This window comes from Solimonas variicoloris DSM 15731, assembly GCF_000382285.1.
In the GTDB taxonomy this organism is placed as follows: domain Bacteria; phylum Pseudomonadota; class Gammaproteobacteria; order Nevskiales; family Nevskiaceae; genus Solimonas; species Solimonas variicoloris.
The window spans coordinates 1-25712 of the sequence record NZ_KB907938.1 but is presented as its reverse complement, the minus strand read 5'-3'; the positions used below and the strand labels follow the sequence as shown (position 1 = coordinate 25712).

Annotated in this window: 23 protein-coding genes; 16 read left to right on the top strand and 7 right to left on the bottom strand. The window is 70.5% G+C overall.

Translation table 11 applies throughout. From position 1 onward, the window contains the following. The first annotated feature begins 4 nt into the window (after positions 1 to 4). The 5 genes from H149_RS23305 to H149_RS0114330 all read left to right on the top strand — a co-directional run bounded on the left by H149_RS23305 (position 5) and on the right by H149_RS0114330 (position 5212). A complete protein-coding gene (locus H149_RS23305) occupies positions 5 to 361 on the top strand; it encodes a hypothetical protein (protein ID WP_154654826.1) in 357 nt (118 codons plus the stop codon). Then, positions 358 to 1023, top strand: coding sequence for a sulfotransferase family 2 domain-containing protein (locus tag H149_RS0114345; RefSeq protein ID WP_020650459.1), 666 nt, complete (start codon positions 358 to 360; stop codon positions 1021 to 1023). The genes H149_RS23305 and H149_RS0114345 overlap by 4 nt, the downstream gene beginning before the upstream one ends. Before the next feature lie 126 nt (positions 1024 to 1149). Then, complete coding sequence (asnB, locus tag H149_RS0114340) at positions 1150 to 2967, top strand: asparagine synthase (glutamine-hydrolyzing) (RefSeq protein ID WP_020650458.1); 1818 nt, start codon at positions 1150 to 1152, stop codon at positions 2965 to 2967. Further along, positions 2964 to 4115 (top strand): glycosyltransferase, encoded by a 1152-nt coding sequence (locus tag H149_RS0114335; RefSeq protein ID WP_020650457.1) that lies wholly within the window; start codon positions 2964 to 2966, stop codon positions 4113 to 4115. The genes asnB and H149_RS0114335 overlap by 4 nt, the downstream gene beginning before the upstream one ends. Continuing rightward, positions 4115 to 5212, top strand: coding sequence for a glycosyltransferase (locus H149_RS0114330; protein WP_020650456.1), 1098 nt, complete (start codon positions 4115 to 4117; stop codon positions 5210 to 5212). The genes H149_RS0114335 and H149_RS0114330 overlap by 1 nt, the downstream gene beginning before the upstream one ends. Here the strand turns inward: H149_RS0114330 and H149_RS0114325 are convergent. From H149_RS0114325 to H149_RS0114315, 3 genes are all read right to left on the bottom strand, one after another. Beyond that, a complete protein-coding gene (locus H149_RS0114325) occupies positions 5182 to 6312 on the bottom strand; it encodes a glycosyltransferase (RefSeq protein WP_020650455.1) in 1131 nt (376 codons plus the stop codon). The genes H149_RS0114330 and H149_RS0114325 overlap by 31 nt on opposite strands. Positions 6313 to 6428: 116 nt before the next feature. Further along, positions 6429 to 7172: a polysaccharide deacetylase family protein gene (locus H149_RS0114320; protein ID WP_020650454.1), complete on the bottom strand. Its 744-nt coding sequence runs from the start codon at positions 7170 to 7172 to the stop codon at positions 6429 to 6431. Further along, positions 7169 to 8269: a glycosyltransferase gene (locus H149_RS0114315; protein ID WP_020650453.1), complete on the bottom strand. Its 1101-nt coding sequence runs from the start codon at positions 8267 to 8269 to the stop codon at positions 7169 to 7171. Before H149_RS0114315 ends, H149_RS0114320 begins: the two co-directional genes overlap by 4 nt. A gap of 65 nt (positions 8270 to 8334) precedes the next feature. Here H149_RS0114315 and kdoO point away from each other — a divergent pair, with 65 nt between their 5' ends. Further along, positions 8335 to 9213, top strand: a complete 879-nt coding sequence (gene kdoO / locus H149_RS0114310) for a Kdo hydroxylase KdoO (RefSeq protein WP_020650452.1) — start codon at positions 8335 to 8337, stop codon at positions 9211 to 9213. A 155-nt stretch (positions 9214 to 9368) separates the two neighbouring features. Here the strand turns inward: kdoO and H149_RS24245 are convergent, their stop codons facing one another. The 4 genes from H149_RS24245 to H149_RS0114290 form a co-directional block, all read right to left on the bottom strand. After that, on the bottom strand, positions 9369 to 10577 hold the full coding sequence (locus H149_RS24245; RefSeq protein ID WP_020650451.1) for a Fic family protein: 1209 nt from the start codon (positions 10575 to 10577) through the stop codon (positions 9369 to 9371). Positions 10578 to 10716: 139 nt separating this feature from the next. After that, positions 10717 to 12213, bottom strand: coding sequence for an alanine/glycine:cation symporter family protein (locus H149_RS0114300; protein ID WP_020650450.1), 1497 nt, complete (start codon positions 12211 to 12213; stop codon positions 10717 to 10719). Positions 12214 to 12309: 96 nt separating this feature from the next. After that, on the bottom strand, positions 12310 to 12660 hold the full coding sequence (locus H149_RS0114295) for a YciI family protein (RefSeq protein WP_020650449.1): 351 nt from the start codon (positions 12658 to 12660) through the stop codon (positions 12310 to 12312). Next, positions 12657 to 13736 (bottom strand): glycosyltransferase family 9 protein, encoded by a 1080-nt coding sequence (locus H149_RS0114290; RefSeq protein ID WP_020650448.1) that lies wholly within the window; start codon positions 13734 to 13736, stop codon positions 12657 to 12659. The genes H149_RS0114295 and H149_RS0114290 overlap by 4 nt, the downstream gene beginning before the upstream one ends. 134 nt (positions 13737 to 13870) lie before the next feature. Here H149_RS0114290 and H149_RS0114285 point away from each other — a divergent pair, with 134 nt between their 5' ends. The 10 genes from H149_RS0114285 to H149_RS0114240 all read left to right on the top strand — a co-directional run bounded on the left by H149_RS0114285 (position 13871) and on the right by H149_RS0114240 (position 25391). Further along, positions 13871 to 14794, top strand: a complete 924-nt coding sequence (locus H149_RS0114285) for a branched-chain amino acid transaminase (protein ID WP_020650447.1) — start codon at positions 13871 to 13873, stop codon at positions 14792 to 14794. A gap of 78 nt (positions 14795 to 14872) precedes the next feature. Beyond that, a complete protein-coding gene (gene hldE / locus H149_RS0114280) occupies positions 14873 to 16303 on the top strand; it encodes a bifunctional D-glycero-beta-D-manno-heptose-7-phosphate kinase/D-glycero-beta-D-manno-heptose 1-phosphate adenylyltransferase HldE (protein ID WP_020650446.1) in 1431 nt (476 codons plus the stop codon). A gap of 201 nt (positions 16304 to 16504) precedes the next feature. Continuing rightward, positions 16505 to 18010: a sulfurtransferase gene (locus H149_RS0114275; RefSeq protein WP_026353184.1), complete on the top strand. Its 1506-nt coding sequence runs from the start codon at positions 16505 to 16507 to the stop codon at positions 18008 to 18010. Between the two features lie 65 nt (positions 18011 to 18075). After that, positions 18076 to 18387 (top strand): hypothetical protein, encoded by a 312-nt coding sequence (locus H149_RS0114270; protein WP_154654823.1) that lies wholly within the window; start codon positions 18076 to 18078, stop codon positions 18385 to 18387. Continuing rightward, positions 18384 to 18902, top strand: coding sequence for a hypothetical protein (locus H149_RS0114265; RefSeq protein ID WP_020650443.1), 519 nt, complete (start codon positions 18384 to 18386; stop codon positions 18900 to 18902). The genes H149_RS0114270 and H149_RS0114265 overlap by 4 nt, the downstream gene beginning before the upstream one ends. Further along, a complete protein-coding gene (extI, locus tag H149_RS0114260; RefSeq protein ID WP_020650442.1) occupies positions 18899 to 20092 on the top strand; it encodes a selenite/tellurite reduction operon porin ExtI in 1194 nt (397 codons plus the stop codon). Before H149_RS0114265 ends, extI begins: the two co-directional genes overlap by 4 nt. A gap of 14 nt (positions 20093 to 20106) precedes the next feature. After that, positions 20107 to 21540: a YeeE/YedE thiosulfate transporter family protein gene (locus H149_RS0114255; protein ID WP_020650441.1), complete on the top strand. Its 1434-nt coding sequence runs from the start codon at positions 20107 to 20109 to the stop codon at positions 21538 to 21540. Between the two features lie 17 nt (positions 21541 to 21557). Continuing rightward, positions 21558 to 21809 carry a sulfurtransferase TusA family protein gene (locus H149_RS0114250; protein ID WP_026353183.1) on the top strand — a complete coding sequence of 84 codons (252 nt, stop codon included), beginning with the start codon at positions 21558 to 21560 and terminating at the stop codon, positions 21807 to 21809. Positions 21810 to 21823: 14 nt separating this feature from the next. Continuing rightward, a complete protein-coding gene (locus tag H149_RS0114245) occupies positions 21824 to 23056 on the top strand; it encodes a multiheme c-type cytochrome (protein ID WP_020650439.1) in 1233 nt (410 codons plus the stop codon). Positions 23057 to 23141: 85 nt separating this feature from the next. After that, positions 23142 to 25391, top strand: a complete 2250-nt coding sequence (locus tag H149_RS0114240; RefSeq protein WP_020650438.1) for a C1 family peptidase — start codon at positions 23142 to 23144, stop codon at positions 25389 to 25391. The last annotated feature ends 321 nt before the right edge of the window (positions 25392 to 25712 follow it).

The following is a 25712-nucleotide window of genomic DNA, read 5'->3' as shown; positions in this document are numbered from 1 at the left end:
GCGCATGCATATCGTCCATTTCGCATCGACGCCGTTTCAAGTGCCGCCACCAACCTATGGCGCAGCCGAACGCATCGTCGTCAATGGCTGGATGGTGCATAGCTATGAGGAAGCCTTGGAAGCGACGCGGCGCGCTTTGGCGATGTCGCCGGCAGAGCGTTCTCTGTGGGCGCGCCGCTGCCGCGAGCGTGTGACCAGCGTTGCCGACATGGCTGTCGGCTATCAGGTGCTTTATGAGCGCGTCATCGCCGGAGAGGCGCTGTCGCATTCTGGCGAAGTGTGCGCTGCAGGCGAGCCACCGATCACCGAGATCCTTAAGCGCCGCTTACCGGCGAACCTCAACTCTAGTTCGCATCTATGATCCTTTCGAACCGCTACAACTTCCTCTACGTCCATATCGCCAAGACCGGCGGCACCAGCGTGCGCGCCGCGCTCAAGTCGCTGCAGTGGAAGGACCCGTACTACATCGCCCAGTTCATCTGCTCGCGGCTTTCGCACCTGACCGGCCATCGCATCGCCGCCAAGCTGCCGCGCCACGCCAAGATCATCGCCGCGCAGGAAATGCTGCCGCACGAGTTCTTCGACGGGCTGTTCAAGTTCGCGTTCGTGCGCAATCCCTGGGATCTGCAGGTCAGCTCCTATCACCATCTCAAGCGCGAGCGTCCGCATCTGCTGGAGGGGCACGAGTCGTTCGAGGACTTCACGCGCTGGAAGCTCGATCCGCAGCGCCCGTACCAGTACCACCTCGACACCGCGATCACGGTGCAGACCGACTATCTGATCGACCTGCACGGCAAGGTGCTGACCGACTACCTCGGCCGCTATGAACGCCTGCAGGACGACTTCGACGTGATCTGCAAGCGCATCGGCGTGCCGACGCCGCAGCTGCCGCACAAGCGCCAGGCGACCGATCGCAGCAAGGACTACCGCCGCTACTACAGCGACGATCTCGCGGAGCTGGTCGGCCGCTATTTCGCGCGCGACATCGACGTGCTCGGCTACCGCTTCGATCCGGAGTCCTGAAACAGGACGGTCGTCTTGCGCCGACGGAGCGCGTGCAATAATCGCGGCATGAGCCCGATCGCCGTGCGCAACCCCGACCGTCGCCCCATCGAACCGCCGCCGGCGCTGCCGGCCCGGAGCTGAGTCATGTGCGGCATCGCCGGCATGGTGCGCCGCGACGGCCCGGTCGCCGAGGCCGAGCTGCTGCGCATGGCCTCGTGTCTGGAGCACCGCGGCCCCGAGGACGCCGGCACCTACGTCTCGGGCAGCTTCGGCATCGCCCATCAGCGTCTGGCGATCATCGATCTGGCCGGCGGCCACCAGCCGCTGTTCGATGCCGCGCGCCGCTACGCGCTGGTCTGCAACGGCGAGATCTACAACTTCATCGAGCTGCGCCGCGAGCTGGAGGCGCTGGGCCACCGTTTCCTGACCGGCTCGGACAGCGAGGTCGCGCTGCACGGCTTCGCGCAGTGGGGGCCGTCGAGCTTCAAGCGCCTGCACGGCATGTACGCGTATGCGCTGTACGACCACGCGCAGCGCGAGCTGTGGCTGGTGCGCGACCGGCTCGGCATCAAGCCGCTGTACGTCGCCGAACTCGGCGACCGCGTGCTCTACGCCAGCGAGCTGAAGGCCCTGCTGCCGCTGCTGCCGCAGCGCGAGATCGCGCCGGAGCCGCTCGCGCAGTTCTTCCAGAACCAGTTCTCGACCGGCGCCGACACGGTGATCCGCGGCGTGCGCCGCTTGCTGCCGGGCACGGCGCTGCGCATCAGCGCCGACCTCAGGACCGAAACGCACCGCTACTGGTCGGCGCGTGACGTCGGCGCGCCGCGCGAGCGCAGCTACGAGGACGCGGTCGCCGAGTGGGAGCCGCTGTTCGAGCAGGTAATGCGCGAGCACATGCGCTCCGACGTGCCGTACGGCGTGTTCCTGTCCGGCGGCGTCGATTCGGCGGTGCTGCTGGCGCAGCTCAAGCGCCTGCACTCGCAGCCGATCAAGACCTATTCGATCGGCTGGCAGGACGGCGGCAGCGACGAGCTCGACGACGCCGGCCGCATCGCCGCGCAGTTCGGCACCGAGCACCGCGCGATCCGTCTCGACAGCCGCGCCGTGTTCCACCGCCTGCCGCGCGCGGTGTGGGCGGCCGACGACCTGATGCGCGACTACGCCTGCCTGCCGACGCTGGCGCTGGCCGAAGCCGCCGGCCGCGAGCTGAAAGTCGTGTTCAGCGGCGAGGGCGGCGACGAGGCTTTCGCCGGCTACGGCCGCTACCGGCCCGATCCGTTCGAGCGCTGGTTCAAGCAGCTGCGCTATCCGGGCAGCGGCGGTTTCCGCGTCCGTGCCGAACTCGATCAACAGTGGGTACGGCGGCTGTTCAAGCCGGCGCTGCAGCCGGCGCTGGCGCGCTACCGTGCACCGGTGATCGCCGCCTGGCGCGAGACGCCGAAGAGCTGGACCGATCTGCAGCGCCGCCAGTACGCCGACCTGCAGACCAATCTTCCCGACGATCTGCTGGTCAAGGCCGACCGCATGCTGATGGCCTACAGCATCGAGGGCCGCGTGCCGTTCCTCGACCATCGCGTCGTCGAGTTCGGCCTGACGCTGCCGGGCCGGCTCAAGGTTTCGAGCAAGGCCGGCAAGGTCTTCATCAAGCGCTGGGCCGAGGGTTTCCTGCCCAAGGATCACCTGTGGCGGCACAAGCGCGGCTTCCACGTGCCGGTCGGCACCTGGATGCGCGACGCCGGCTTTCTCGACGCGCTCGGCCGGCGCCTGCCGAAATCGGCGGCGATCGAAGCCTGGTGCGAGCCGGCGGCGGTGCAGGCGCTGCTCGATCGCCAGCGCGCGCGCGGCGACGTCACGCGCGAGCTGTGGAGCCTGATGCAGTTCGCGATCTGGCACCGCCTCTTCATCGAGAACTCCGGCGCCGTGCCCGGCAGCGAGCAGGACCCGCTGGCGTGGCTGGCATGAGCGGCGCCGTCGACCGCCGGCGCATCGCGATCTTCCTGTCGACGTCCGGGCACAGCGGCGTCGATCGCGCGATGCAGCACCTGATTCCGGCGCTGGCCGCACGCGGCTATGCGGTCGACCTGCTGAAGGTGCGCAAGCACGGGCCGAATCTGGCCGAGATTCCCGAGAACGTACGGGTCATCGACACCGGCGTGCGTACCACCTACGCGGCGCTGCCGGCGCTGGTGCGCTATCTGCGCCGCGAGCGGCCGGCCGCGCTGCTCGCCGACAAGGATCGCGTCAACCGCACCGCGCTCGCCGCGCGCTGGCTGGCCGGCGCGCGCGACACGCGCCTCGTGCTCAGCTCGGGCACGACGATTTCGATCGACCTGCAGCATCGCGGCGCGTTCGAGCGCGCGCTGCAGCGCTGGTCGATGGGCCATCTGTACCGCCACGCCGATCAGGTGATCGTCACCTGCGAGGCGGTCGCCGACGACATGAGCGCGTACACCGGCTTGCCGCGCGCGTGCATCCGCGCGGTGGCCAGCCCGGTCGTGCCGGCGAGCCTGTTCGCGCAGAAGCCGCCGCCGCCCGAGCACCCGTGGTTCGGCGCCGGCCAGACCGTGCCGGTGATCGTCGCCGTCGGCGAGCTGTCGCATCGCAAGGGCTGCGACACGCTGATCCGCGCCTTCGCGCGGCTGCGCGCGCAGCGGGCGGCGCGACTGGTGATCGTCGGCAAGGGCAAGGAAGGCCAGCGCGAGCAGTTCCAGGCGCTCGCCGCCGGGCTCGGCGTCGGCGCCGACGTCGATTTCCCCGGTTTCCGCCGCGACGTCTACGCGTTCATGGCGCACGCCGACGCGTTCGCGATGGCCTCGCGCTGGGAAGGGCTGGGCTTCGTGCTGATCGAGGCGCTCGCCTGCGGCACGCCGTCGGCGGCGACCGACTGCCCGAGCGGCCCGCGCGAGATTCTCGCCGACGGCCGCTACGGCCCGCTGGTGGCGGTCGACGACGACGCGGCGCTGGCCGCCGCGCTGGCGCAGCTGCTCGACGCGCCGCTGCCGCGCGAGACGCTGCAGGCGGCCGCGCGCCGCTACGAGATCGAAGCGGCGACCGATGAATACCTGCGCGCGTTCGGCCTGCCGCCGCGCGCTTCCGACGTGGAGCTTTGATGAAGCGCCTGGGTGTACTGATTTCCTTCTCCGGCGACGGCGGCGTCGAGCGCATGGTCACCAACCTCTGCGCCGAGTTCGCCAACACCGTGCAGGTCGACCTGCTGGCGATCAAGTCGGCCGGCGGGCACGCTTCGCGCGTGCCGCCAACGGTAAACCTGATCCAGCTCCAGGCGCGGCACGCGTGGACCGCGGTGCCGGAGATCGCGCGCTATCTGCGCGAGGTGCGGCCGGATGCGCTGCTGGTCGCCAAGGACCGCGCCGGACGCGCCGCGCTGAAGGCCAAGCGCCGCAGCGGCAGCGAGGTGCCGGTGTGGATCCGCCTCGGCACCAATCTGTCGGCGGCGCTCGAGCGCAAGGACGCGTTCAGCCGCTGGCTGCGCGTGTTCCCGATGCGCCGCATCTATCCGCATGCCGCCGGCGTCGTCGCCGTCTCGCAGGGCGTCAAGGACGACACCGTGCGTGTCACCGGCCTGCCCGAGTCGCGCGTGCACGTGATCCGCAATCCGGTCATCACCGCGCGGCTCGCCGCGCAGGCGGCCGAGCCGGTGCCGCACGCCTGGCTCGCCGACAAGACGCTGCCGGTGGTGGTCGGCATGGGCCGCCTGACGCGGCAGAAGGATTTCCCGACGCTGCTGCGTGCGTTCGCGCGGCTGCAGGCGCAGCAGCCGAGCCGGCTGATCCTGCTCGGCGAGGGCAAGGATCGCGAGGCGCTCGTGCAGCTCGCGACCGAACTCGGCGTCGCCGAGTGCCTGCTGCTCGCCGGCTTCCAGAAGAACCCGTATGCCTGGCTGTCGCGCGCCGATCTGTTCGTGCTGTCGTCGGCCTGGGAGGGTTCGCCGAATGCGCTGACCGAGGCGCTGGCGCTCGGCGTGCCGAGCGTGTCGACCGATTGTCCGAGCGGGCCGATCGAAATCCTCGACCGCGGCCGCTACGGCGCGCTGGTCAGGATCGGCGACGACGAGGGGCTGGCGGCGGCGATGGCGGCGACGCTGCGCGCGCCGCTGCCGGCGCCCACGCTGCAGCAGGCCGTCGACGAATACCGTGCGACGACCAGCGCACAGCGCTATCTGCGGCTGATGGGGCTGCTGGAGTAGGTCGCCAGCGGCGCGCCGGCGCCGAGCCGGCGCGGTGCGTGCGCGTCGAGCACTTCGCGGTACACGGACTCGACCGCTTCGCACATGCGCTCGCGCGCGAAGCGCAGCAGGAAGCGCTGCCGCGCGGCGGCGCCCATCTGCCGGCGCGCGGCCGGATCGTCGGCGAGGCGGGCGATCGCGGCGGCGAACGCGGCCGGGTCGCGATCCGGCACGAGCAGGCCGGTGACGCCGTCCTCGACCGCTTCCGGAATGCCGCCGACGCGACTGGCGACGGCCGGCACGCCCATCGCCGCCGCTTCGAGCAGCGCCAGCGACAGCGCCTCGCGATGCGAGGGCGCCAGCACCAGGTCGCAGGCGGCGAGAATGCGCGGCACGTCGCTGCGCTCGCCGAGGAAGCGGATCTGGCCGGCGACGCCGCGCTCCGCCGCGAGCCGGCGCATGGCCTCGGCCTGATCGTTGTCGTCGGCGCCGGCCAGCAGCAGCACGGCGTTCGCGCGCTGCAGCCGCGCCAGCGCCTCGATCGCGACTTCATGCCCCTTGGCGCGCACGAAGCGCGCAATCATGCCGAGCACCAGCGTGTCGTCGCCGAGGCCGAGCATCCGCCGCGCATCGCCGCGCGGCGGCGCCAGCGGCGCCGGATCGGCGATGCCGGAATGGATGCGCGTCAGCCGCGCGGCCGGCAGGCCGTGCGCGAGCAGCGATGCGCGCACCGCGTCGGATACGCAGATCGTCCGTGCGGCGCGCTCGAAGCGGCGGTGTGCATGCGTGGAATGCGCGGTCGCCAGCGCCGGGATGCCGGTCCAGCGTCCGGCCCAGGTCGCGTAGCGCGTGCCGCGCTGCGTATGGCCATGCAGCAGGTCGGCCTGCCAGCGCCGCGCGAAGCGCGCCAGCCGCAGGGCCGACAGCACGTCGAGCATGCCGCGCATCGGCAGCGCCAGCGTCGCCAGATCGTGACGCTGGCATTGCTCGCCGAGCCAGCCGTCGAGCGGTCCGGCGAAGCAGACGGTGTGGCCGTTCGCGCGCAGCGCCAGCAGCAGGTCGAGGACATGGCGCTCGACGCCACCCAGCAGGTGGCTGTGTTCGACCATGATGATGCGCATGCCGGCACCTCCCGCGACGGTACGCGCCCGGAGCGGGGCGCGATCTGGCGCGCACTCTGCGGTGCGCCACGTCTATGGAAGGTGAAAAAACGGGTCGCCGCCGGCGGCGGCCGGATTCAGGCGGTGCGGTGCAGCGCGGCGCCTTTCGGGCGGTCCTTGGTGTGCAGCTTCCAGGCGAAGCCGAGGGCGTTGTCGCCGTAGGAAATGCCCTTGCGCGGCAGCGCCAGCGGATCGAAGGCGGGCGTCGCCGCGCCGCGCTGGCAGGTGACGGCCGACTGGTAGCCGGCAGCGGCGGCGGCGTCCATCGTCGCCAGATCATGCGAGCCGTACGGATAGCAGAAGTGCGGCACGGCCTGGCCGAGCTCGTCCTCGATGCGGCGCTTGCTGTCCGTCACCTCGTGCGCGAGCGTCGCCGCGTCGAGGCCGGCGAGGCGCACGTGGTGGTAGGCATGGCTGCCGATCTCGACGCCGCGCGCGGCGATCTCGCGGAGACGCGACCAGTCCATCAGCGGCGGCGTCGGATGGCCGGCGGCGGCGAGCCATTCGGCCTTGCCGCCGGTCATGCCGGCGATGACGTAGGCAATCGCCGGATAGCCGAACTCTTCGAGCACCGGCAGCGCGTACTCGTGGAAGTTCTCGCAGCCGTCGTCGAAGCTGAGGACCACGGCGCGCGGCGGCAGCGGTCGGCGGCCCTGCAGCGCGGCGAGCGCATCGCTCATCGACAGCACGCTGGCGCCGATCAGCTTCAGATAGCGCAGCTGGGCGCGGAAGCGGTCGACGTCGCAGTAGTTGGCGCGATGGTCGCGCATCGGCGCGAAGCGGCCGACCTGGTGATACATGAAGATGCTGATGCCGCTCATGGGCGCACCTCGGGCAGCAGTTCGCGGTAGACGGCGAGGTTGCCGTCGACCATGACGTCGACCGAGAACTCCTCGGCGATCAGCCGGCGGCCGGCGGCGCCGAGCGCGTGGCGGCGCGCATCGTCGCCGGCGAGCGCGATGATCGCGTCGCCGAGCGCCTGCACGTCGTGCGGCGGCACCAGCAGGCCGTTGACGCCGTCGCGCACCGCCTCCGGAATGCCGCCGGCGCGCGAGGCGACGATCGCCACGCCGTTCGCCGAGGCCTGCAGCAGCGACACGCCGAGGCCTTCGGCGAACGCCGGATGAATGATGAGATCGAGGCCTTCGAGCAGCGCCGGCAGATCCTCGCGGTAACCGGCGAGCGTGACGCGCGCGCCGAGGCCGGCGCCGACGATCTGCTGTTCGAGCTCCTGCTGCAAGCCGCCCTTGCCGAAGAACAGCACGTGCAGGTTCGGGATCGCCTGCAGCAGCCGCGGCATCGCTTCGAGCAGAACGGCGTGGCCCTTGCGGCGGATCAGCTGCGCGACGATCGCGATCACGAACGCGTCGTGCGGCAGGCCGAAAGTCTCGCGCAGCGCGTCGCGCGACAGCGGCGTCACCGGGTCCGGCGTGAAGGCGCTGCGCACGACGCGGATCTTGCCGGCCGGCACGCCGCTGTCCTGCAGCACCTGGCCGATCGCCGCCGAGATCGCGACGACGCGGTCGTAGAGGCGGTACTTGAAGCGCGTGACGCGCGGCGATTCGTAGTGGTCGTTGCGGCGCGAGTAGACGATCGGCAGTCCGTGCAGGCGGCCGGCGATCGCGCCGAGGATTTCCGGGCCGCGGCGGCTGTGCAGGTGCAGCAGATCGGGCTTCTCGGCGCGCAGCAGGCCGAGCAGGCGCGGCGTCAGCAGCAGGTCGAGATCGCCGTGCATCGGAATCTCGCGCAGCGTCACCGGCAGCTCGGCGATGCGCCGCGCCGTCAGCGAGCCGCGCGGGCAGACGACGACGTTGTCGACGCCGCGTCTGGCGAGCCCATCGACGAGGAAGGCGACCTGACGCGCGCCGCCGTAGAAGTTCTCGCCGGCTTCGACGTGCATCACCTTGAGCTTGGACATTTTGAACCGCGGGCCGGGGAATGCCGGCCATTATACTGGGCGCCTCTTTGGTCCCGGACCCGACGATGAACCCGATCGAAACGCTGGCGATCCGCGACTGGCACGCGCCGGTGGCGCCCGAGCTGGCGGCGCACGCGCTCGACGTGCTGGAGGCCGGCTGCGTGCTGCGCCTGCCGCTGCCCTTCGTCGTGAACGCGGACGAGCAGATCCTGCTGTCCGACCGCCTGCTCAGCGGCGCGCGCAAGAACATCAGCTACAACCCGGCCGACGATTCGGTCAAAGGCGCCGACGGCGACGCCCCGCTCGAAGCGCTGCTGCGCGGCATGCTCGGCCGCTATCACGCTTCGACCCGGGCGCTGGCGCTGCAGCTGTTCGCGCCGTACGCCGGCCAGATGCGCGACGGACGTACCAGCTACCGCCCGGCCGAGATCGCCGGCCGCGTGCCGAAGTCCTGGCGCCACGACGACACGCGCCTGCACGTCGACGCCTTTCCGGCCACGCCGGTGCACGGCCGCCGCCTGCTGCGCTTTTTCAACAACGTCAACCCGCACGGCGAGCCGCGCCGCTGGAACGTCGGCGAGCCGTTCGATCAGGTCGCCGCGCGCTTCTTCCCGCGCCTGCCGCCCGACAGCCCGCTGCAGGCGCGGCTGATGGCGCTGGTGAAGATCACCAAGTCGAAGCGCAGCGCCTACGATCACTACATGCTGGCGCTGCACGACGCCATGAAGGCCGATCTCGACTACCAGCGCGAAGTCGCCAAGACCGCCGCCGAGTTCCAGCCCGGCGAAACCTGGATCGTCTATTCCGACCAGGCCTCGCACGCCGTGCTGTCCGGCCGCTTCATGCTGGAACAGACCTACTACGTGCCGGTCGCCGCGCAGCGCTACCCGGAGCGCTCGCCGCTGCGCGTGCTGGAACGGCTCGCCGGCCGCGCGCTGGTCTGAAGTCGCGTCGCGGAAGCGGAACGGTCGGCGGCTGCATCGCCACCTTGCTTGCGGCGGTGAAGCGTGCCGGATGAGGCCGACGCTGCCAGAGTCGCCCGGCTCATGCGTGCGGCGATGTGCCCGGCGACCGGGCGCGCGCGGGTGAGGTGGCCGGGTTATGCGACGAGCAGCGTTTCCCGCATCGCCGCCTGCGGATCGTCGATTTCGAACAGATGCGGGAACAGATACGCGGCGGCGTAGACCGGAAACACCGGCGTGAGATCGCCGCGATGACTGGGCGCGGTGAGCAAGCCATCCTCGACGCATTCCGACACCACGGCGCGCGCGGCGCGCTCGCCGAGGTCGAGCAGGCGCGGCGCCGCGCCGCGTTCCAGCCGGCCCATGAACATGGCCTCGATCAGCAGCGGCGCGGCGCGCTCGTCGCGGCCCAGCACCAGCTTGCGTTCGGCGCAGAAGCGCGCGACGCGATCCTTCACGTGTTCGATCTGCAGGCGTGCCGCCATGAAGGCGATCTGGTCCTCGCAGGTATCGAGCATGAAGTTCGCGAACTGCGTTGCGCCCTTCAGCGACAGCGCGCCGCGCCCGTCGAAATCGCCCTGCCGCTCCGAGTCGGCGAGGGCAAGGTGTTCGTAGTAGCGATCGCGACGTTTGGCGAGGCCGCGCGACAGCGACCACAGGCCGTCGGCCTCGAAGCCGTAGCGCGCCAGCATGGCCGTGCTCAGCAGGCGCGCGACGCGGCCGTTGCCGTCCAGGAACGGGTGGATCCAAGCGAAGCGGTGATGCGCCAGCAGCAGGTGCGCGGGCGTTTTCGGCAGGTGCCTCCAGCCTTCCGCAAAGGCGGCGAGCAGGTCCGGTACGTCCTCGGGAGCCGGCGCCCGATGCGCGCCGACGTCCACGTGGCGCGTGCGCAATGCGCCGGGCACGTTCACGGCCGTTTCGCCGTCGTGTCCGGTGACGACGCGCAGCGAGTCGGGCAGCTGTCCGACGAAGTGCCGGTGCAGCGCGCAGATGAAGTCCCGGCTGGCTACGTCCAGCGCCAGCTCGTCCTTGAGGCGCTGGCGCATCCAGCGCTCGGTCCGGATGTGGGCGACGGCGAGCGCGGCCAGATCGTCCGCCTTGCCGGGCTTGCGTTCGGCGAGGCTGCGCTGCAGCGCGCGCTCGGCTTCGATCGGCCGCGTGCCCTGGCCTTCGATCAGGTTGGAGTAATAGCTGTTGATGCCTTCGAGGCACCGGGCCAGCGCGGCGCGCGTGGCGGGCGGCAGGCGGCCGGCCAGTTCGCCGCTCTGGCGGGCGAGCGCAGTCTCCCGCTCCCGGATGTCCGGGCTCTCCAGCAGGTAGAACGACAGGCGCGTCGCGGCCAGCATTGCCGGTTCCTGTTCCGGTTTATCTGCTTGACGGGCCTAAAGTATATTCCGTCGCAGCAGGTTCGGAATGCCGGTTCCGTTGTCGTCGCAAAACGCGATGCTGCCGCTCACGCCATGCCAGCGGAGAGGGTCCTCCGCCTTACGTCTTGTCCCGCTTCCACAGGCTGGTGTTGCGGATGCCGGCGGCCTCGGCGTCGAACACCGGGTCCTTGCCGGCCTTCTTCTGCGCCTCGTAATCCTTCAGCGCGATCAGCGCCGGCTTCTGCAGGATGAGGATGGCGATGATGTTGAGCCAGGCCATCAGGCCGACGCCGATGTCGCCGAGCGCCCAGGCGTGCTGCGCGTTGCGGAAGGCGCCGAAGATCACCATCGCGACGATGCCCAGGCGCAGCAGCAGCACCGGCAGCGGGCGGTGGCGGTCGCCGTTGAGGTAGGAGAGGTTGGTCTCGGCCATGTAGTAGTAGGCCATGATGGTCGTGAAGGCGAAGAAGAACAGCGCCATCGCGACGAAGCCCGAACCCCAGCCCGGCAGCACCGATTCCACCGCCGCCTGCGCGAAGCCCGGGCCTTCTTCGACGCCCGGCACGCCTTCGTACAGCGCCGCGCCGCCGCCCGGGGCGTGCACGTTGTACTTGCCGGTCGCCAGGATCAGGAACGCGGTCGAGGTGCAGACCAGCATGGTGTCGAAGTAGATCGCGAAGGCCTGCACGTAGCCCTGCTTGGCCGGGTGCGAGACTTCGGCCGCGGCTGCCGCGTGCGGTCCGGTGCCCTGGCCGGCTTCGTTGGCGTAGATGCCGCGCTTGACGCCCCATTCCACCGCCAGGCCGAACATCGCGCCGAACGCGGCATGCGCGCCGAATGCGCTCTGGAAGATGATCGAGAACATCTCCGGTACGCGCTCGGCGTTGAGCACCATGACCGTCAGCGCCATCAGGATGAAGCCGCCGGCCATGAACGGCACGACGACCTCGGCGAAGTTGGCGATGCGCTTGACGCCGCCGAAGATGATGGCGCCGAGCATGACGGCGACCAGGATGCCGACGCCGAGCTTGAACGCGTCGCGCGCCGGCAGGCCGAACCACTGGCCGTCCATCGCGCCGCACAGCGAGCTGCCGGCGCAGACGTTGGCGGCGCTGTCGGCGATGGCGTTGGCCTGCACGCCCGGCATCAGGAAGCCGGCGGCGATGATGGTGGCGACCGCGAAGGTCATCGCGTACCACTTCAGGCCCATCGCCTTTTCGATGTAGTAGGCCGGGCCGCCGCGGTAGCGGCCGTCGGCGTCCTTGACCTTGTAGATCTGCGCCAGCGTCGATTCGATGTACGAGGTCGACGCGCCGAGAAAGCCCATCACCCACATCCAGAAGATCGAGCCGGGGCCGCCGACGGCGATGGCGGTGGCGACGCCGGCGATGTTGCCGATGCCGATGCGGCCGGACAGCGACATGGCCAGCGCCTGGAACGAGGACACGCCGGCCTCGGACTTCTGGCCGCGGATCGTCAGGCGCAGCATCTCCGGCAGGCCGCGCACCTGCATGAAACGGGTGCGGATCGAGAAGTACAGGCCCGCGCCGAGGCACAGGACGATCAGCGCCCGGCTCCAGATGAGGTCATTGATTGCGCCGATGATGGCATCCACAGCAAATCTCCATGCAAAAGGGTGCCGCCAGGCGACGGCCGCAAGGTCCGCTGCCGATTCGCAAGCAAGAATCGGGACCGGCGCAAGCCGGCCCCACTAGTCCGCGCAGCAGGGACCGACCTCGCGCACTTCGATGGTCGCCCATTGCGCGGCCGGGCACTTGGCAGAAAGCGCCAACGCGTCGTCGAGGCTGTCGCAGTTCAAGTAGAAGAAGCCGCCGATCATTTCCTTGGCCTCGGCGTACGGGCCGTCGAGCACCGTCGTGCGGCCGTCGCGGACCTGCAGGCGCCTGCGTGCGGTGAGCAGCGACTGGCTGGCGATCAGCACGCCGCGTTCGCGCAGCTCCTCGGTGTAGCGCAGCATGCTGGCGTAGGCGGCTTCGCCTTCGGCGGGCGTGCGCTCGGCGCGCTGGCCGAGCGGTTCGACGATCAGCAGCAGGTAGCTCATGCGGGCTCCGGGGCGGCGGCTTGGTTTGACGGTGGCAGATTGAGCAGCTGGCGGGCGGTGGCCGCCACGCGTGCCGGCGTCAGCCCGCGCATGCAGTCGTAGCGGCCGTCGCAGCTCGGGTGACGGCGGCAGGGCGCGCAGGGCAGGGCGTCGTAGAGCACCGCCAGCGGCGATTCGGCGCCCTGCCGGTACGGGCAGGTCGAGCCGAACAGCGCGACCGTCGGCGTGCGCACGGCGATGCCGGTGTGCGTGAGCCCGGTGTCGACGCCGACCACCAGCCGCGCCTGCGCGAGCCAGGCCGGCAGCTCGCCGAGCCTGGTCTTGCCGACCAGGTTCACGAGCGGCGCCGTCGTCGCCGCGGCGATGCGCGCGGCGGCTTCGACGTCGCCGGGCCCGCCGAACAGCACGCAGGGACCGAGGCCGGCCTCGTGCAGGCGCTGCGCGAGCTGCGGCCAGTACGATTCGATCCAGTGCTTCTGCGGCCGCGTCGTGAACGGGCACAGCGCGACGAAGCCGGCCGGCAGGCCGAGCGCGGTGCGCTGCGCGTCGATCGCGGCGCGGGCGGGGTCGGATACCGGCAGCCGTGGCGGGCCGGCGCGCTCGCCGCTCAGTGCCGCGGCGAAGTAGCGGTACTCCGAGGCGATGTCGGCGATATCGCCGCCTTTCGGCAGCAGGCGCTGCATCAGGAACGCGCCGGGCTCCTTCGACGCAAAGCCGGCGCGCCAGCCGCCGGCGAGCCAGGCGAGCAGGCGCGACTTGGCGAGCCCCTGGACCTCGAACACCCAGTCGTAGCGGCGCGCGCGCAGCTCGCGGCGCAGCCGCCACAGCGCCGCCGGCGACTTGAAGATTTCGGCCGGCACGCGGATCAGCTCGTCGATGCGCGGATCGTCGCCGAGGATCGCGGCGAAGCCCGGCTGCGCCAGCCAGGCAATGTGCGCGCGCGGCCAGCGGTGCCGCAGCGCGTCGAGCATGCTGCTGGCGAAAACGATGTCGCCGAGCGCGGACAGCCGCACGATCAGGATGCGCGGCGCATCGGCCGTGGCGGGCGCGGGCGGGGCGATGAGGAAATCGGACACAGCAGCTGGCAGGCGAAGTCGAGCGCGCATGCTGCGGTGTGGCGGCGACGCGCGCAAGCGGCCCTGACAGGTCCGGCACTGGGCCTATAATGCGCGCCTTCGTCACCCATGCGCCCCCAAAGGCAGGATTACCGATGACTTCTTTTGCCGACCGCGACGGCTATATCTGGTACGACGGCGAACTCAAGCCCTGGCGCGAATGCCAGACCCACGTGCTGACCTACTCGCTGCATTACGGCGTCGGTTGCTTCGAGGGCGTGCGCGCGTACAAGACGCCGAAGGGCACGGCGATCTTCCGTCTCGAGGATCACACCAAGCGCCTGTTCAACTCGGCCAAGATCCTCGGCATGAAGATGCCGTGGACGCAGGACCAGCTCAACGCCGCGCAGAAGGAAGTGCTGCGCGCCAACAAGCTCGAGTCCGCCTACATCCGGCCGATGGTGTTCTACGGTTCGGAAGGCATGGGCCTGCGCGCCACCGGCCTCAACACCCACGTGATCATCGCCGCCTGGACCTGGGGTGCGTACCTCGGTGCCGACAACATGGAGCGCGGCATCCGCATCAAGACCAGCTCGTTCCAGCGCCAGCACGTCAACGCCTCGCTGTGCCGCGCCAAGGCCAGCGCCAACTACCTGACCTCGTCGATGGCGCTCAATGAAGTGCTGCGCGACGGCTACGACGAGGCGCTGATGCTCGACACCGACGGCTTCGTCGCCGAAGGCAGCGCCGAGAACATCTTCGTCGTCGGCAACGGCGTCATCAGCACGCCGGACGTCACCAGCGCGCTCGACGGCATCACGCGCCGCACGGTGATCCAGCTCGCGCGCGACCTCGGCTACAAGGTCGTCGAGCGCCGCATCACGCGCGACGAGGTCTACATCAGCGACGAAGCCTTCTTCACCGGCACCGCCGCCGAAGTCACGCCGATCCGCGAAGTCGACAACCGTCCGATCGGCGAGGGCCGCCGCGGCCCGATCACCGCCAAGCTGCAGGCGGCGTACCTGGCGCTGGTCAACGGCCAGAGCAGCCACTATCCGGAATGGCTGGCGCATCTCTGAGCGCCTGAACGCGCGCATGTCCGACCTGCCGGCGCTGCCGATCCGCATATACGCCATGGCCGCCGGCCGGGTCGCGCGATGAGCGCGCTGCTGCCCGACTTCGCGGCGGCCCGCGTGCTGGTCGCCGGCGACGTGATGCTCGACCGCTACTGGATCGGGCCGACCTCGCGCATCTCGCCGGAGGCGCCGGTACCGATCGTGCGCATCCGCCGCGACGAGACGCGGCCGGGTGGCGCGGCCAACGTCGCGCTCAACATCGCCAGCCTCGGCGCGCAGGCGAGCCTGCTCGGCGTCGTTGGCCGCGACGAGGCCGCGCGCCTGCTCGCCGACGAGACGGCGGCGCGCGGCGTGCGCGCGCAGTTCGTGAGCACCGAGCAGGCGCCGACCATCACCAAGCTGCGCGTGCTGTCGCGCAACCAGCAGCTGATCCGCCTCGACTTCGAGGAAGCGCTCGAAGCGGTCGGCGCCTTCGACGCCGCCGAGCTGGCGGCGCGCTATGCCGAAGCGCTCGGCGCGTGCCGCGTCGTGGTGCTGTCCGACTACGGCAAGGGCACGCTGCGCGACGTCGCGGCGCTGGTCGCGGCGGCGCGCGCGCAGGGCAAGGCGGTGCTCGTCGACCCGAAGGGCAGCGACTGGCAGCGCTACCGCGGCGCCACGCTGCTGACGCCGAACCTCGCCGAATTCGAGGCCGTCGCCGGCCGCTGCCGCGACGAGGCCGAGCTGGTGGCGAAGGCGGAGCAGCTGCGCGCGGAACTGCGGCTCGACGCGCTGCTGATCACGCGCAGCGAGCACGGCATGACGCTGATCGAGCCCGGTCAGGCACCGCTGCACATCCCGACCGAGGCGCGCGAAGTCTTCGACGTCACCGGTGCCGGCGACACCGTGATCGCCACGCTCGCCGCCGCGCTCGCCGCCGGCAGCACGCTGGCGACCGCGTGCCGGCTCGCCAACACCGCGGCCGGCATCGTCGTCGGCAAGCTCGGCACGGCGACGGTGTCACGCGACGAACTGCGCGCCGCGCTGAGCGGCCGCCGCGACGTCGACGGCGGCGTGGTCGACGAGGCCGTGCTGCTGCAGGCCGTGGCGCGCGCGCGCGCCGCCGGCAAGCGCATCGTCATGACCAACGGCGTGTTCGACGTCATGCACGTCGGCCACGCGCGCTATCTCGAAGATGCGCGCCGCCTCGGCGATCTGCTGATCGTCGCCGTCAACGACGACGACTCGGTGCGCCGCCTCAAGGGCCCGACGCGGCCGCTGAACGCGACCGCCGACCGCATGGCGCTGCTCGCGGCGCTGCGCTGTGTCGATCTGGTCGTGCCGTTCGCCGAGGACACGCCGGCGCGCCTGATCGGCCGCGTGCTGCCCGATCTGCTGGTGAAGGGCGGCGATTACCGGCCCGAGCAGATCGCCGGCTACGACGCCGTCACTGCCAACGGCGGCCGCGTGCTGGTGCTGCCGTTCCACGACGGCTATTCGACCACGAGCCTGATCGACAAGGCGCGCCGCTGAGGCAAGCCTGCACGCGGCGCTCGCGCCGCCCTGCGCTTCGCGCGTTGCGGCGCTGCGCTGCAGTCTCGGCATAACCATAGCTTCACGAATTCCTTCCTCGGGCCGGAGCGAGCTCCTAATCTCGCGGCCGCTACGAGCCGTCTCAGGGCGTTCTGTCATCCGGCAGACGCGACGGCTCCCGGAAAACACGAGGAACAGACGATGTCGAGAAGCTGGCGCCGCGACGGCGGGGCAGGGCGGCTTGTTGCCGCCAGCATGGTGATCGCGATGCTCGCGGCCTGCGGCGGAGAGGATCGCTCCGGCGCCGAGACGACGCCGGCGGCGAGCCGGATCGTCAACACGCCGGCGCAGATCGCGCAGGAGTCGGCGGACGACTACGACGACAACCGCAGCGGCCTCATCACCGGCAAGACCCTGAAGCGCTGGAAGGACAACTGGCTGCAGGAGCGCCCGGCCGGCATCAAGGGCAATCTGGTGATCTTCCAGATCAGCAAGGGTCCGGCCGGCGCCGAGTTCATCAAGGCCGACAACGAAACGGTCTTCTCCTACCAGGAGAACGCCTGGCAGGAAGAACGCTCGAACGGCGTGATCAAGACGCCCGGCATGGTGCTCTCCGGGGCGCAGATCGATGCGCTGCTGCGCCGCTACGGCGTCAATCCCAGCGAGGATCTCATCGTCTGCGCGCCGGGTACGGGCAGCGCGTCCAACGCGATGATCCAGGGTCGCTGCTGGTACACGCTGCGCTACTGGGGCGTCGCCGCCGATCATCTCGCCGTGCTCAACGGCGGCAATCAGTATCTGGCTTCGAGTGAAGGCGGCTGGAGCGCCACCGATTTCGCCGCGACCGCGAGCCCGGTGACGAACAAGTACGCCGGCAGCGTGCGTGACCTCAAGGAAGACAACACGGCGCTGCAGGCCACGCTCGAGGACGTCATCAACGTCCTGCCGCTGGAGGATGGCAACCGCAGCACGGACGGCATCTTCCTGTGGGATGCGCGCAGCCTGGATCAGTTCAGCGCCGGCGAGCTGCTGGAGAGCGGCGCGCCGCCCGAGGGCTACAACTACACCAGCAGCTTCCAGAACGGCGGTTCGCGGCAGGGCCATCCGCGCGGTGCGCTGCAGTTGCAGTACACCAACGTGCTGGTGAACGGCGGCGCGGACGGACGCTACAAGTCCAAGGCGGAGATCAAGGCCTACTTCGACGGCGAGGTCGATGCGGCGGGCAAGGGCTTCCGCGACGGCACGCTGCAGCCGGTCGGCTCCGGCAACGCCTACCAGCCGGGGGACGTGGTCTATACCTACTGCGAGACGGCGGTGCGCGCGGCGATCACGACCGTCGCCAGCGCCGTGATCCTCGGCCATCCGACGCGCCTCTACGACGGGTCGATGATCGAGTGGAACTCGCTGTCGTACATCGCCGACAAGAACGGCAACTTCATCCTGCCGGCCAAGTCGGTGTGGCGGACCGACGTGCTGTCGTTCTTCAAGCCCGGGGTGCAGGCGCAGATCGCGCCGCGCAACGACGCCAGCACGACGCCTTACGTGGTCAATGCCGGCGCCGAGCATGCCGACGAGGCCATCCTCGCCGACAAGGCCTACGCACGCGCCAACGATCCGGTCGACGACGGCGGCTCGACGGGCGGTGCGACCACGGGCGGCAGCACCACCGGCGGCAGCTCGCCGCCGCCGAATCCCTGCGGCGGCTAACCGTTCCGTATCGACGGGCGCGGCGGACGCCGCGCCCCTTCTTTCGCTCTCTCATGGAGAATCCGATGCGCCATGCTAGTCGCGCCGCGGCAGCGCTCTGCCTGTTCCTCGCCGGCCTGTCCGCCGCGCATGCCGACGAGCCGCGAGCGGCCGCCCGTGCGCCGGCCGCCGTCAAGCAGTACACCGTCAGCTTCGGTTCGCAGCCGCCGCCGCCCTCGTCGCGGCTCAAGTACCGCCAGGGCCCGGTCTGCATGTGCAGTGGCGGCCTGAGCGAGGCCGACATCAGCGTCGCGCAATCGCCGCTTCAAGCGTCCACCGCAGCCGCGGCGGATAGCGCTCAACCCACGCACGGCGCGGCCCGCGGAGAGACGCCGTGAACGCGCTTCGTCATCTCGGCCGCCGCGTCGGTGCCTGGCTCGGGCGCGGCCTGCTGCTGTGGCTGCTGTTGCTGCTGGTCGGTGCCGGCGGCTGGATCTTCTCGACTGCGGGCGAGTCGCCGCGTGCGGCAGCGCCGGCCAGCGCCTGGGGCGATGAAGCGCTGCACGCCTGGGGTGAAGACCTCGCGGCGCTGTCGCCGGTCGCGCCCGCCAATGCCTGCGGACTCGGCGCTTCGAGCTGCTTCAAGTGCCACAACGGCAAGCGCGCGCCGTCGCCGTCGCTCGACGCCAGGCTGCATCCCTGGCACGTCGATCACCAGGCGGTGAACTACTCCTGCGCCGGTTGCCATCAAGGCAATCCGCGCATCCTCAAGCAGGAAATCGCGCACGAGAAGCTGGTCGCCCAGCCGCTCGCCGCGCCCGAGAAAACCTGCGCGACCTGCCACAACCCGGCGCAGGTCGAGTCCTTTACCCGTCGTTATCAGCAGGTCCTGAACGGAGGCCCGCAGTCGTGAACATCCCGAGCACCCCGAAGCCGGTGTCGAACGCCGTCCCGCTGCCGCAGTGGGCGGTCAAGGCCTGCGTGCTGGGCGCCATGGCCTGGGCCGGCACCGCGCAGGCCGGCGTGACGATCAACGTCGACGATCAGCGCTATCTGACGCTCGACTATTCGCTGCAGGCCTGGGCGCAGGCGAGCAGCTACACGTCGGCCACCGACGGCGGCAGCAGCACCGACTTCTTCCTGCGCCGCAACCGCCTGACGTTCAGCGGTCAGTACAACGACCTCATCGGCTTCTACGCGCAGCTCGAAGCCGGCAACGAAGGCAAGGACGGCGACAACGACAAGTCGGTCTACTACCGCGACGCCTATGTGACGATCGACTACGCCGACGGCGCGCGCTTCATCCTCGGGCGCTTCAAGAACACGTTCTCGCGCGAGAACCTGGAAGGCTGCCTGGAACCGCTGACGCTTGATCGCTCGCTGATGTCGTACACGCCCTTCGGCGGCACGCGCGACGACGGCATCGCGATCTGGGGCAATCTCGCCGACGCGGCGCTGCAGTACCGCGTGATGGTGGCCGATGGTCGCGAGGGCGACGAGGTTGCCAAGAAATCGCCGCGCGTCACGGCGCGCGTTCACTGGAGCGCCCTGGACCCCGAGTTCGACTACGGCTATCGCGGCACGTATCTGGGCACGCGCAAGATCCTCACGATCGGCGCCGCCTACGACTACCAGCCGGACGTCGCCTATGCGAACTACGCGACGCGCAGCGACGCCAAGGACTACAAGGCGTGGACCGTCGACGGCTTCTTCGAGTATCCGTTCGGCTTCGGCACGGTGACGCTGTCGAGCGCCTATCTGCACTACGGCGTCGGCGATGCCATCAACCAGGCGCCGGACGCGAATCTGCCGAGCAACACCGAGCTGCACGCTTCCTACGTGAAGGGCGGCTATCTGTTCCCGCAGAAAATCGGCATCGGCCGCCTGCAGGTCTTCGCCCGCCACGACCGCTCGGACTACAACCTGAACAGCGGCTACCTCGACAACCAGCTCAACGGCGGCGGCCTCAACTACTACATCGACGGCCAGCAGCTGAAGCTGACGCTGGAGTACGACGACGTCGATTACCACCGCGCCGATCCGTCGAGCCAGGCCGCGCAGGACAACTGGCAGCTGACGCTCGGCTTCCAGCTGATCCTCTGAGGAGCCGACGCGACATGGCTGTCAGCGAATCCGGTGCGTGGTCGCCGGCCGGCGGACGCGCGGGCCTGCCCAGCGCCGCGGGCATCGTCCTCGCCGTCGCGCTGGTCTCCGGCGTCTATCTGGCGCTGGACACGCGCTACGTCTACCTGCTGGTCTACGCCTGGTTCGGCGTCGCCTACGGACTGCTGCTGCAGTACGGCCGCTTCTGCATGGCGTCCGCGGTACGCGACCTCTTCATGGTGCGCGTGCCGCGCATGGCGGTCGGCGTGATCGTCGCGATCGTGCTGTACGCACTGATCGCCGCGATCGTGCACGTGGCCGGCGTCAACACCTTCGCGCCGCATCCGCTCGGCTGGCACGTGCTGATCGGCGGCGCGATCTTCGGCTTCGGCATGATCTTCACCGGCGGTTGCGCGTCGAGTTCGCTGTACAAGAGCGGCGAGGGCAACGTGGCGTCGATGCTGGTGCTGCTGGCGATCTCGGTGTCGCAGGCGCTGTTCGTCAGCGCCAGCAGCTGGAGCAACCGCGCGGTGCCGAAGGCCTGGGCCGAAGCTGCTGCCGCACAGGACATGCCGGCCGCGCTCGGCATCACCGATGGCTGGTTCGACCAGTTCACCGCCGGCTATCTCTGGACGTTGCCGGCGGAAACCGTTGCGCAGGCGCTCGGCGTGCAGGGCGCGGTGGCCGGTGCCGTCGCCAATGCCCTGCTGACGGCGCTGCTGCCGGCGGCGGCGCTGCTGGCGCTGCTCTACGCGACGGCCTGGCGCAAGGGATACCTGCGCCGCGCCAAGGTCGCGCAGGCGCGGATCGGCGACCACCTGCGCGGCATCTGGGTGATGCTGACGGCCTCCAAGCGCACGGCGCTGGTCGGCCTCGGCCTGGGCGCGCTGGCGGGGCTGCAGATGTGGATCACCAGCGCGCTGCGCGACCACTACGGCATCTTCAATTTCGGCGAGCTGCTGGCGCAGATGGGCCACAGCGAAGGCCTGTCGCTGCAGGACACGGTGTTTGATCCGGGCTACTGGTACATCACCACGCAGGAAGCGCAGTGGGCCGGCTGGGCGCTCGACAAGCTGGGCCTGGCGATGCGCGACAATCTGTTCTTCGGCCTCGACAACGGCGTGCCCGCGCCCTGGCTCAACGCGCCGGGGCTGATGTCGATCGGCATCATTGCCGGCGCCGCCGTGATCGCCAATCTGAACGGCGAGTTCAAGTGGAAGCTGCCGAGCGCCGAGACCGCCGTGTTCGCGCTCGCCGGCGGCGCGCTGATGGGGCTCGGCTCGCGCATCGGCATGGGCTGCAACATCGGCGCGTTCTTCGCGACCGTCACCAACGGCGATCCGAGCGGCTGGATCTTCTTCGCCGGCCTGGTGGCGGGCGGCTACGGCGGCGTGCGCGCATTCAAGTGGTGGATCGACCGCCGGCTCGCCGCCGCCGGTCCGGCCTGAACATCGGAGTCATCGGCATGGCCTACAAACTCGAACGCGTCGGCGACGGCGCCTATCTGCTCGACATCACCGGATACGGTTGCCCGCACGTCCAGGTCTACACCGACAAGGCGCTGCAGGACCTCGCCAGCGGCGAGCGGCTGACGGTGCGCTTCGACAATCCGTCGTCCGGCGAATCGATCCTCTTCATGTGCGAAACCGAAGGGCACGAACTGGTCGGACGCGACAAGCAGGGCGGGACCTTCACCTGGACGATCGCCAAGGCCTGAGCGCACGCGGCCGCGTGCGCCATCGACTGCCGCTGCGGATCGCGGCCGCGGGGCTCGCCGCGGCGGCGGTCGCCGTGGCGGCGCGGTACGGGTTCGGACGCGACACCGACGCGACGTCGGCGTTCCTCGCCCAGCACTGGCAGCGCCCGCTGCCGGCGCAGGGCGAGCCGCCGGCCGCGTACTCGGCGCTCGAGCGCTCGCTCGATCCGGCGGCCTGCGGCAGCTGCCATGTGCAGCAGCACGAGGACTGGCGACGCAGCCTGCACAGCCGCGCGATGGGGCCGGGCATCGAGTGGCAGTTCCACCTGATGACGCAGGCGCAGGCCAACCGCTGCATGGACTGCCATGCGCCGCTCGCCGAGCAGAAGGCGCTCGTCGCGCAGGCCTTCGCCTGGCCGCAGCGGCCGGCGTCGGCGGCGCCGGACCATGTGCCCGAGACGCTCGCGCACGACGGACTGGTCTGCGCGGCCTGCCATGTGCGCGCGCACCAGCGCTACGGGCCGCCGCCGCGGTCGGGCGGCGCCGCGCAAGGCGCGCCGCACGGCGGCTTCGTCGCCGCCGCCGCGTTCGAGGACAGCCGCTTCTGCGCCGCCTGCCATCAGTTTCCGCCGGACGGCCCGGCCACCGCCGGCAAGCTGCACGAGGACACCTACGCGCAGTGGCAGGCGAGCCGCTACGCCGCCGAGGGGCAGTCCTGCCAGAGCTGCCACATGCCGGATCGCCGGCATCAGTGGCAGGGCATTCACAGCAAGGACATGGTGCTCAAGGCGCTCGACGTGCGGCTCGACCTGGAGCCGGGCGCGGACGGCCGCTGGCGCGCGCAGGCCCGCCTGCGCAACGTCGGCGCCGGCCACTTCTTCCCGACCTACATGGTCCCGGAGGTCACCGCGACGCTGACGCTGGTCGATGCCGACGGGCGGGAGATCCGCACGCTGGCGCAGCGCGTCATCGGCTGGCGCGTCGGCCTCGATCTCGATCGCGAGATCGACGACACGCGCCTGCCGCCCGGGGCGGCGCTGCAGTTCGACGCACCGCTCGATGCCGCCGCGGACGGCAGCGTCGTCGAATTGCGCGTCGATGTCGCGCCGCGCGAGCACTATGTGCGCCTCTTCGAACGCTCGCTCGCCCGCGATGGCGCGCAGCTCGACGCCGCGACCCTGAACCTGCTGCGGCAGGCGCGCGACGAAGCGGCGGCGACCCGCTACGAAGCCCTGCGCCTGCGCGCGCCGCTGCGCCGCGAGCGCTGAGCGCGTGCCGGTTGCGCCTGAGCGCGCCGTCACACCGTGCCGCGGCCTGCCGTAGCATGCTCGCCGCGCTAACGGGAGAACGACGATGGCCAAAGCCGCGACGGGGAAGAAGGGTTCACGCCAGCCGGTCGACGGGCGCCACGCCCGCGCGGTGCAGGCCCGGCAGGCGGAGCGCGCGCCGACCGCGCTGAACACGCGACTGTTCGATGCGCGCCCGGACCGCCTCGATTTCCGCGACCTGCCGTACCGCCCGCCGCTGCAATCGCTGCCGCCGCGCTTTCCGGACGATGCGATGGTCGCCAGGCTGTTGCCGGCCTACGTGCGCGCCGGCCTCGTGCTCGACCAGGGCCGCGACGGCGCCTGCACCGGCTTCGGCCTGGCCTGCGTCGCCAATTACCTGCTGTGGCGCCGTCACGTCGGCGCCGGGCTGCGCACGCGCTTCGCGCCGGTCAGTCCGCGCATGTTCTACGAGCTGGCGCGACGCTACGACGAGTGGCCGGGCGAGCGCTACGAAGGCTCCAGCTGCCGCGGCGCGCTGAAGGGCTGGCACAAGCACGGCGTCTGCAGCGAGGCGCGCTGGCCGTACCGCTTCGACGCCGAAGGCAAGCCGCTGTTCGTGCCGCCGCTCGACGGCTGGGAGACCGACGCCGCTTCGCGCACGCTCGGCGTCTATTACCGCGTCGAGCGCGCCTCGGTCGTCGATCTGCAGGCGGCGATCGCCGAGATCGGCGCCGTCTACGTCTCGGCGCAGGTGCATGACGGCTGGGAGACGCTGGTCAGCGCGCGGCCGCGGGCGGCGCCGCGCCGGCATCGCGACCTGCCCGTGATCGCGCTGCCGAAGCAGCCGAACAAGCTCGGCGGCCACGCCTTCGCGCTGGTCGGCTACAACGAGCGCGGCTTCGTCGTGCAGAACTCCTGGGGCCGCATCTGGGGCGCCGGCGGCTTCGGCCTGCTGCCGTACGAGGACTGGATCGCGCACGCGACCGATGCCTGGGCGGTCGCGCTCGGCGTGCCGGTGCTGCCGTCGGACGCGCGGCTGGCCGGCGCGCGCTGGCCGGTGCCGGGTGGCCAGGCGCTCGGCGCGCTCGATCCGGCGACGCGCGCCGCGAACAATCCGCCGGATGATCCGTGGCCGGTCGACCATCCCTACGATTACGCGCCGTACGAGCCGTGGAGCACGGCGCGTGCCTACGCGCACACGCTGGTCAGCGGCAACAACGGCCAGATCATGGTCCGCGACTTCACGCACGGCGTCGACGCCGGCGCGCAGGACTACGTGCGCGAGATCGCCTACGACTCGCCGTGGCGGCAGTTCGGCGCCGACCGCACGCGGGCGCCGGTGCTGGCGATCTACGCGCACGGCGGTCTCAACAGCGAGGACGACTCGATCCGACGCGTCCGCATGCTGGCGCCGATGTTCGCCGCCAACGGCATCTATCCGCTGTTCCTGACCTGGCGCACCGGCCCCGGCGAGACGCTGGCCGACATCGTCCAGGACTGGGCGCGCAAGGCGCTCGGCGGCGAGGCGCCGGAGCGCGCCGCCGGTGCGCTCGAAGTGCTCGGCGACGTGCGCGATCGTGCCGTCGAAGTGCTCGCGCGCCTGTTCGGTCGCGGCGTCTGGAGCGAGATGCGCGAGAACGCCGCGCTCGGCGCGCAGCCGGGGCGCGGCCTCGACCTGCTCGCGCAGAACCTGCTGCGCCTGTCGCAGCGTGCCGCCAAGGCCGGCCGGCCGCTGCGCCTGCATCTGATCGGCCACTCGGCCGGCTCAATCCTGCTCGGTCACCTGCTGTCACGGCTCAACGAGCTGGGCGCGGCCGGTGCCGGCCTGACCGTGCAGAGCTGCAGCCTTTACGCTGCGGCCTGCTCGGTACGTTTCGCTGTCGATCACTATCTGCCGGCCGCCGACAGCGGCCTGCTGCCGCTCGAACGCCTGTTCCTCCATCACCTTTCGGACGCCAATGAGAAGGCCGACGCGCTGCCGTCGCCGAAGCGGGAGGCCTACGGCAAGTCGCTGCTGTACCTCGTCTCGCGGGCGCTCGACGACCAGCGCAAGATGCCGCTGCTCGGCATGGAACGCGCGCTCGATTCGCGCTACGCGCACAGCACCGATCACTGGGCCGAGACCGAGCTGGCGTCGATGCAGGCCTGGCAGGCGCGCTGGCCGGCCGGGCAGGGCGCGACCTGGCGCGATCCGACCGTGCTGACGACGCGGCGCGGCGACCGCATCCCGGCCACGCACGGTTCCTTCGACGCCAACATCGAGGTCATCACCGAGACGCTGCAGCGCATCCGCGGCGAGCCGCTGGTGGCACCGCTGGAGTGGCTCGACTACTAGTGAACTTCTGAGTAAATCTGTCATCCGCGAGGCCGCGAGGCCGCGCGGCGGCCGCGGCGATCCAGGAACGTCGCTTCCGCAGGGCGCTACTGGATGGCTTCGTCGCCTGCGGCTCCTCGCCATGACGGAATAGGGATGCGGAGTCAACCGACCGACGCAACGGCTTGTCGATATCGCTCAGTTGGTGTTTCGTAGTTCAAAGCTTTCCGTGGACGTTCGTTAAGTCGTCGGTCCTGAAATATTCAATTCACCGCCGCCAGCCGCCGACCCGGCGGCCATGCCCCCCTCGTCACTGACCACCCGCTCAAGCATCCCGACCAG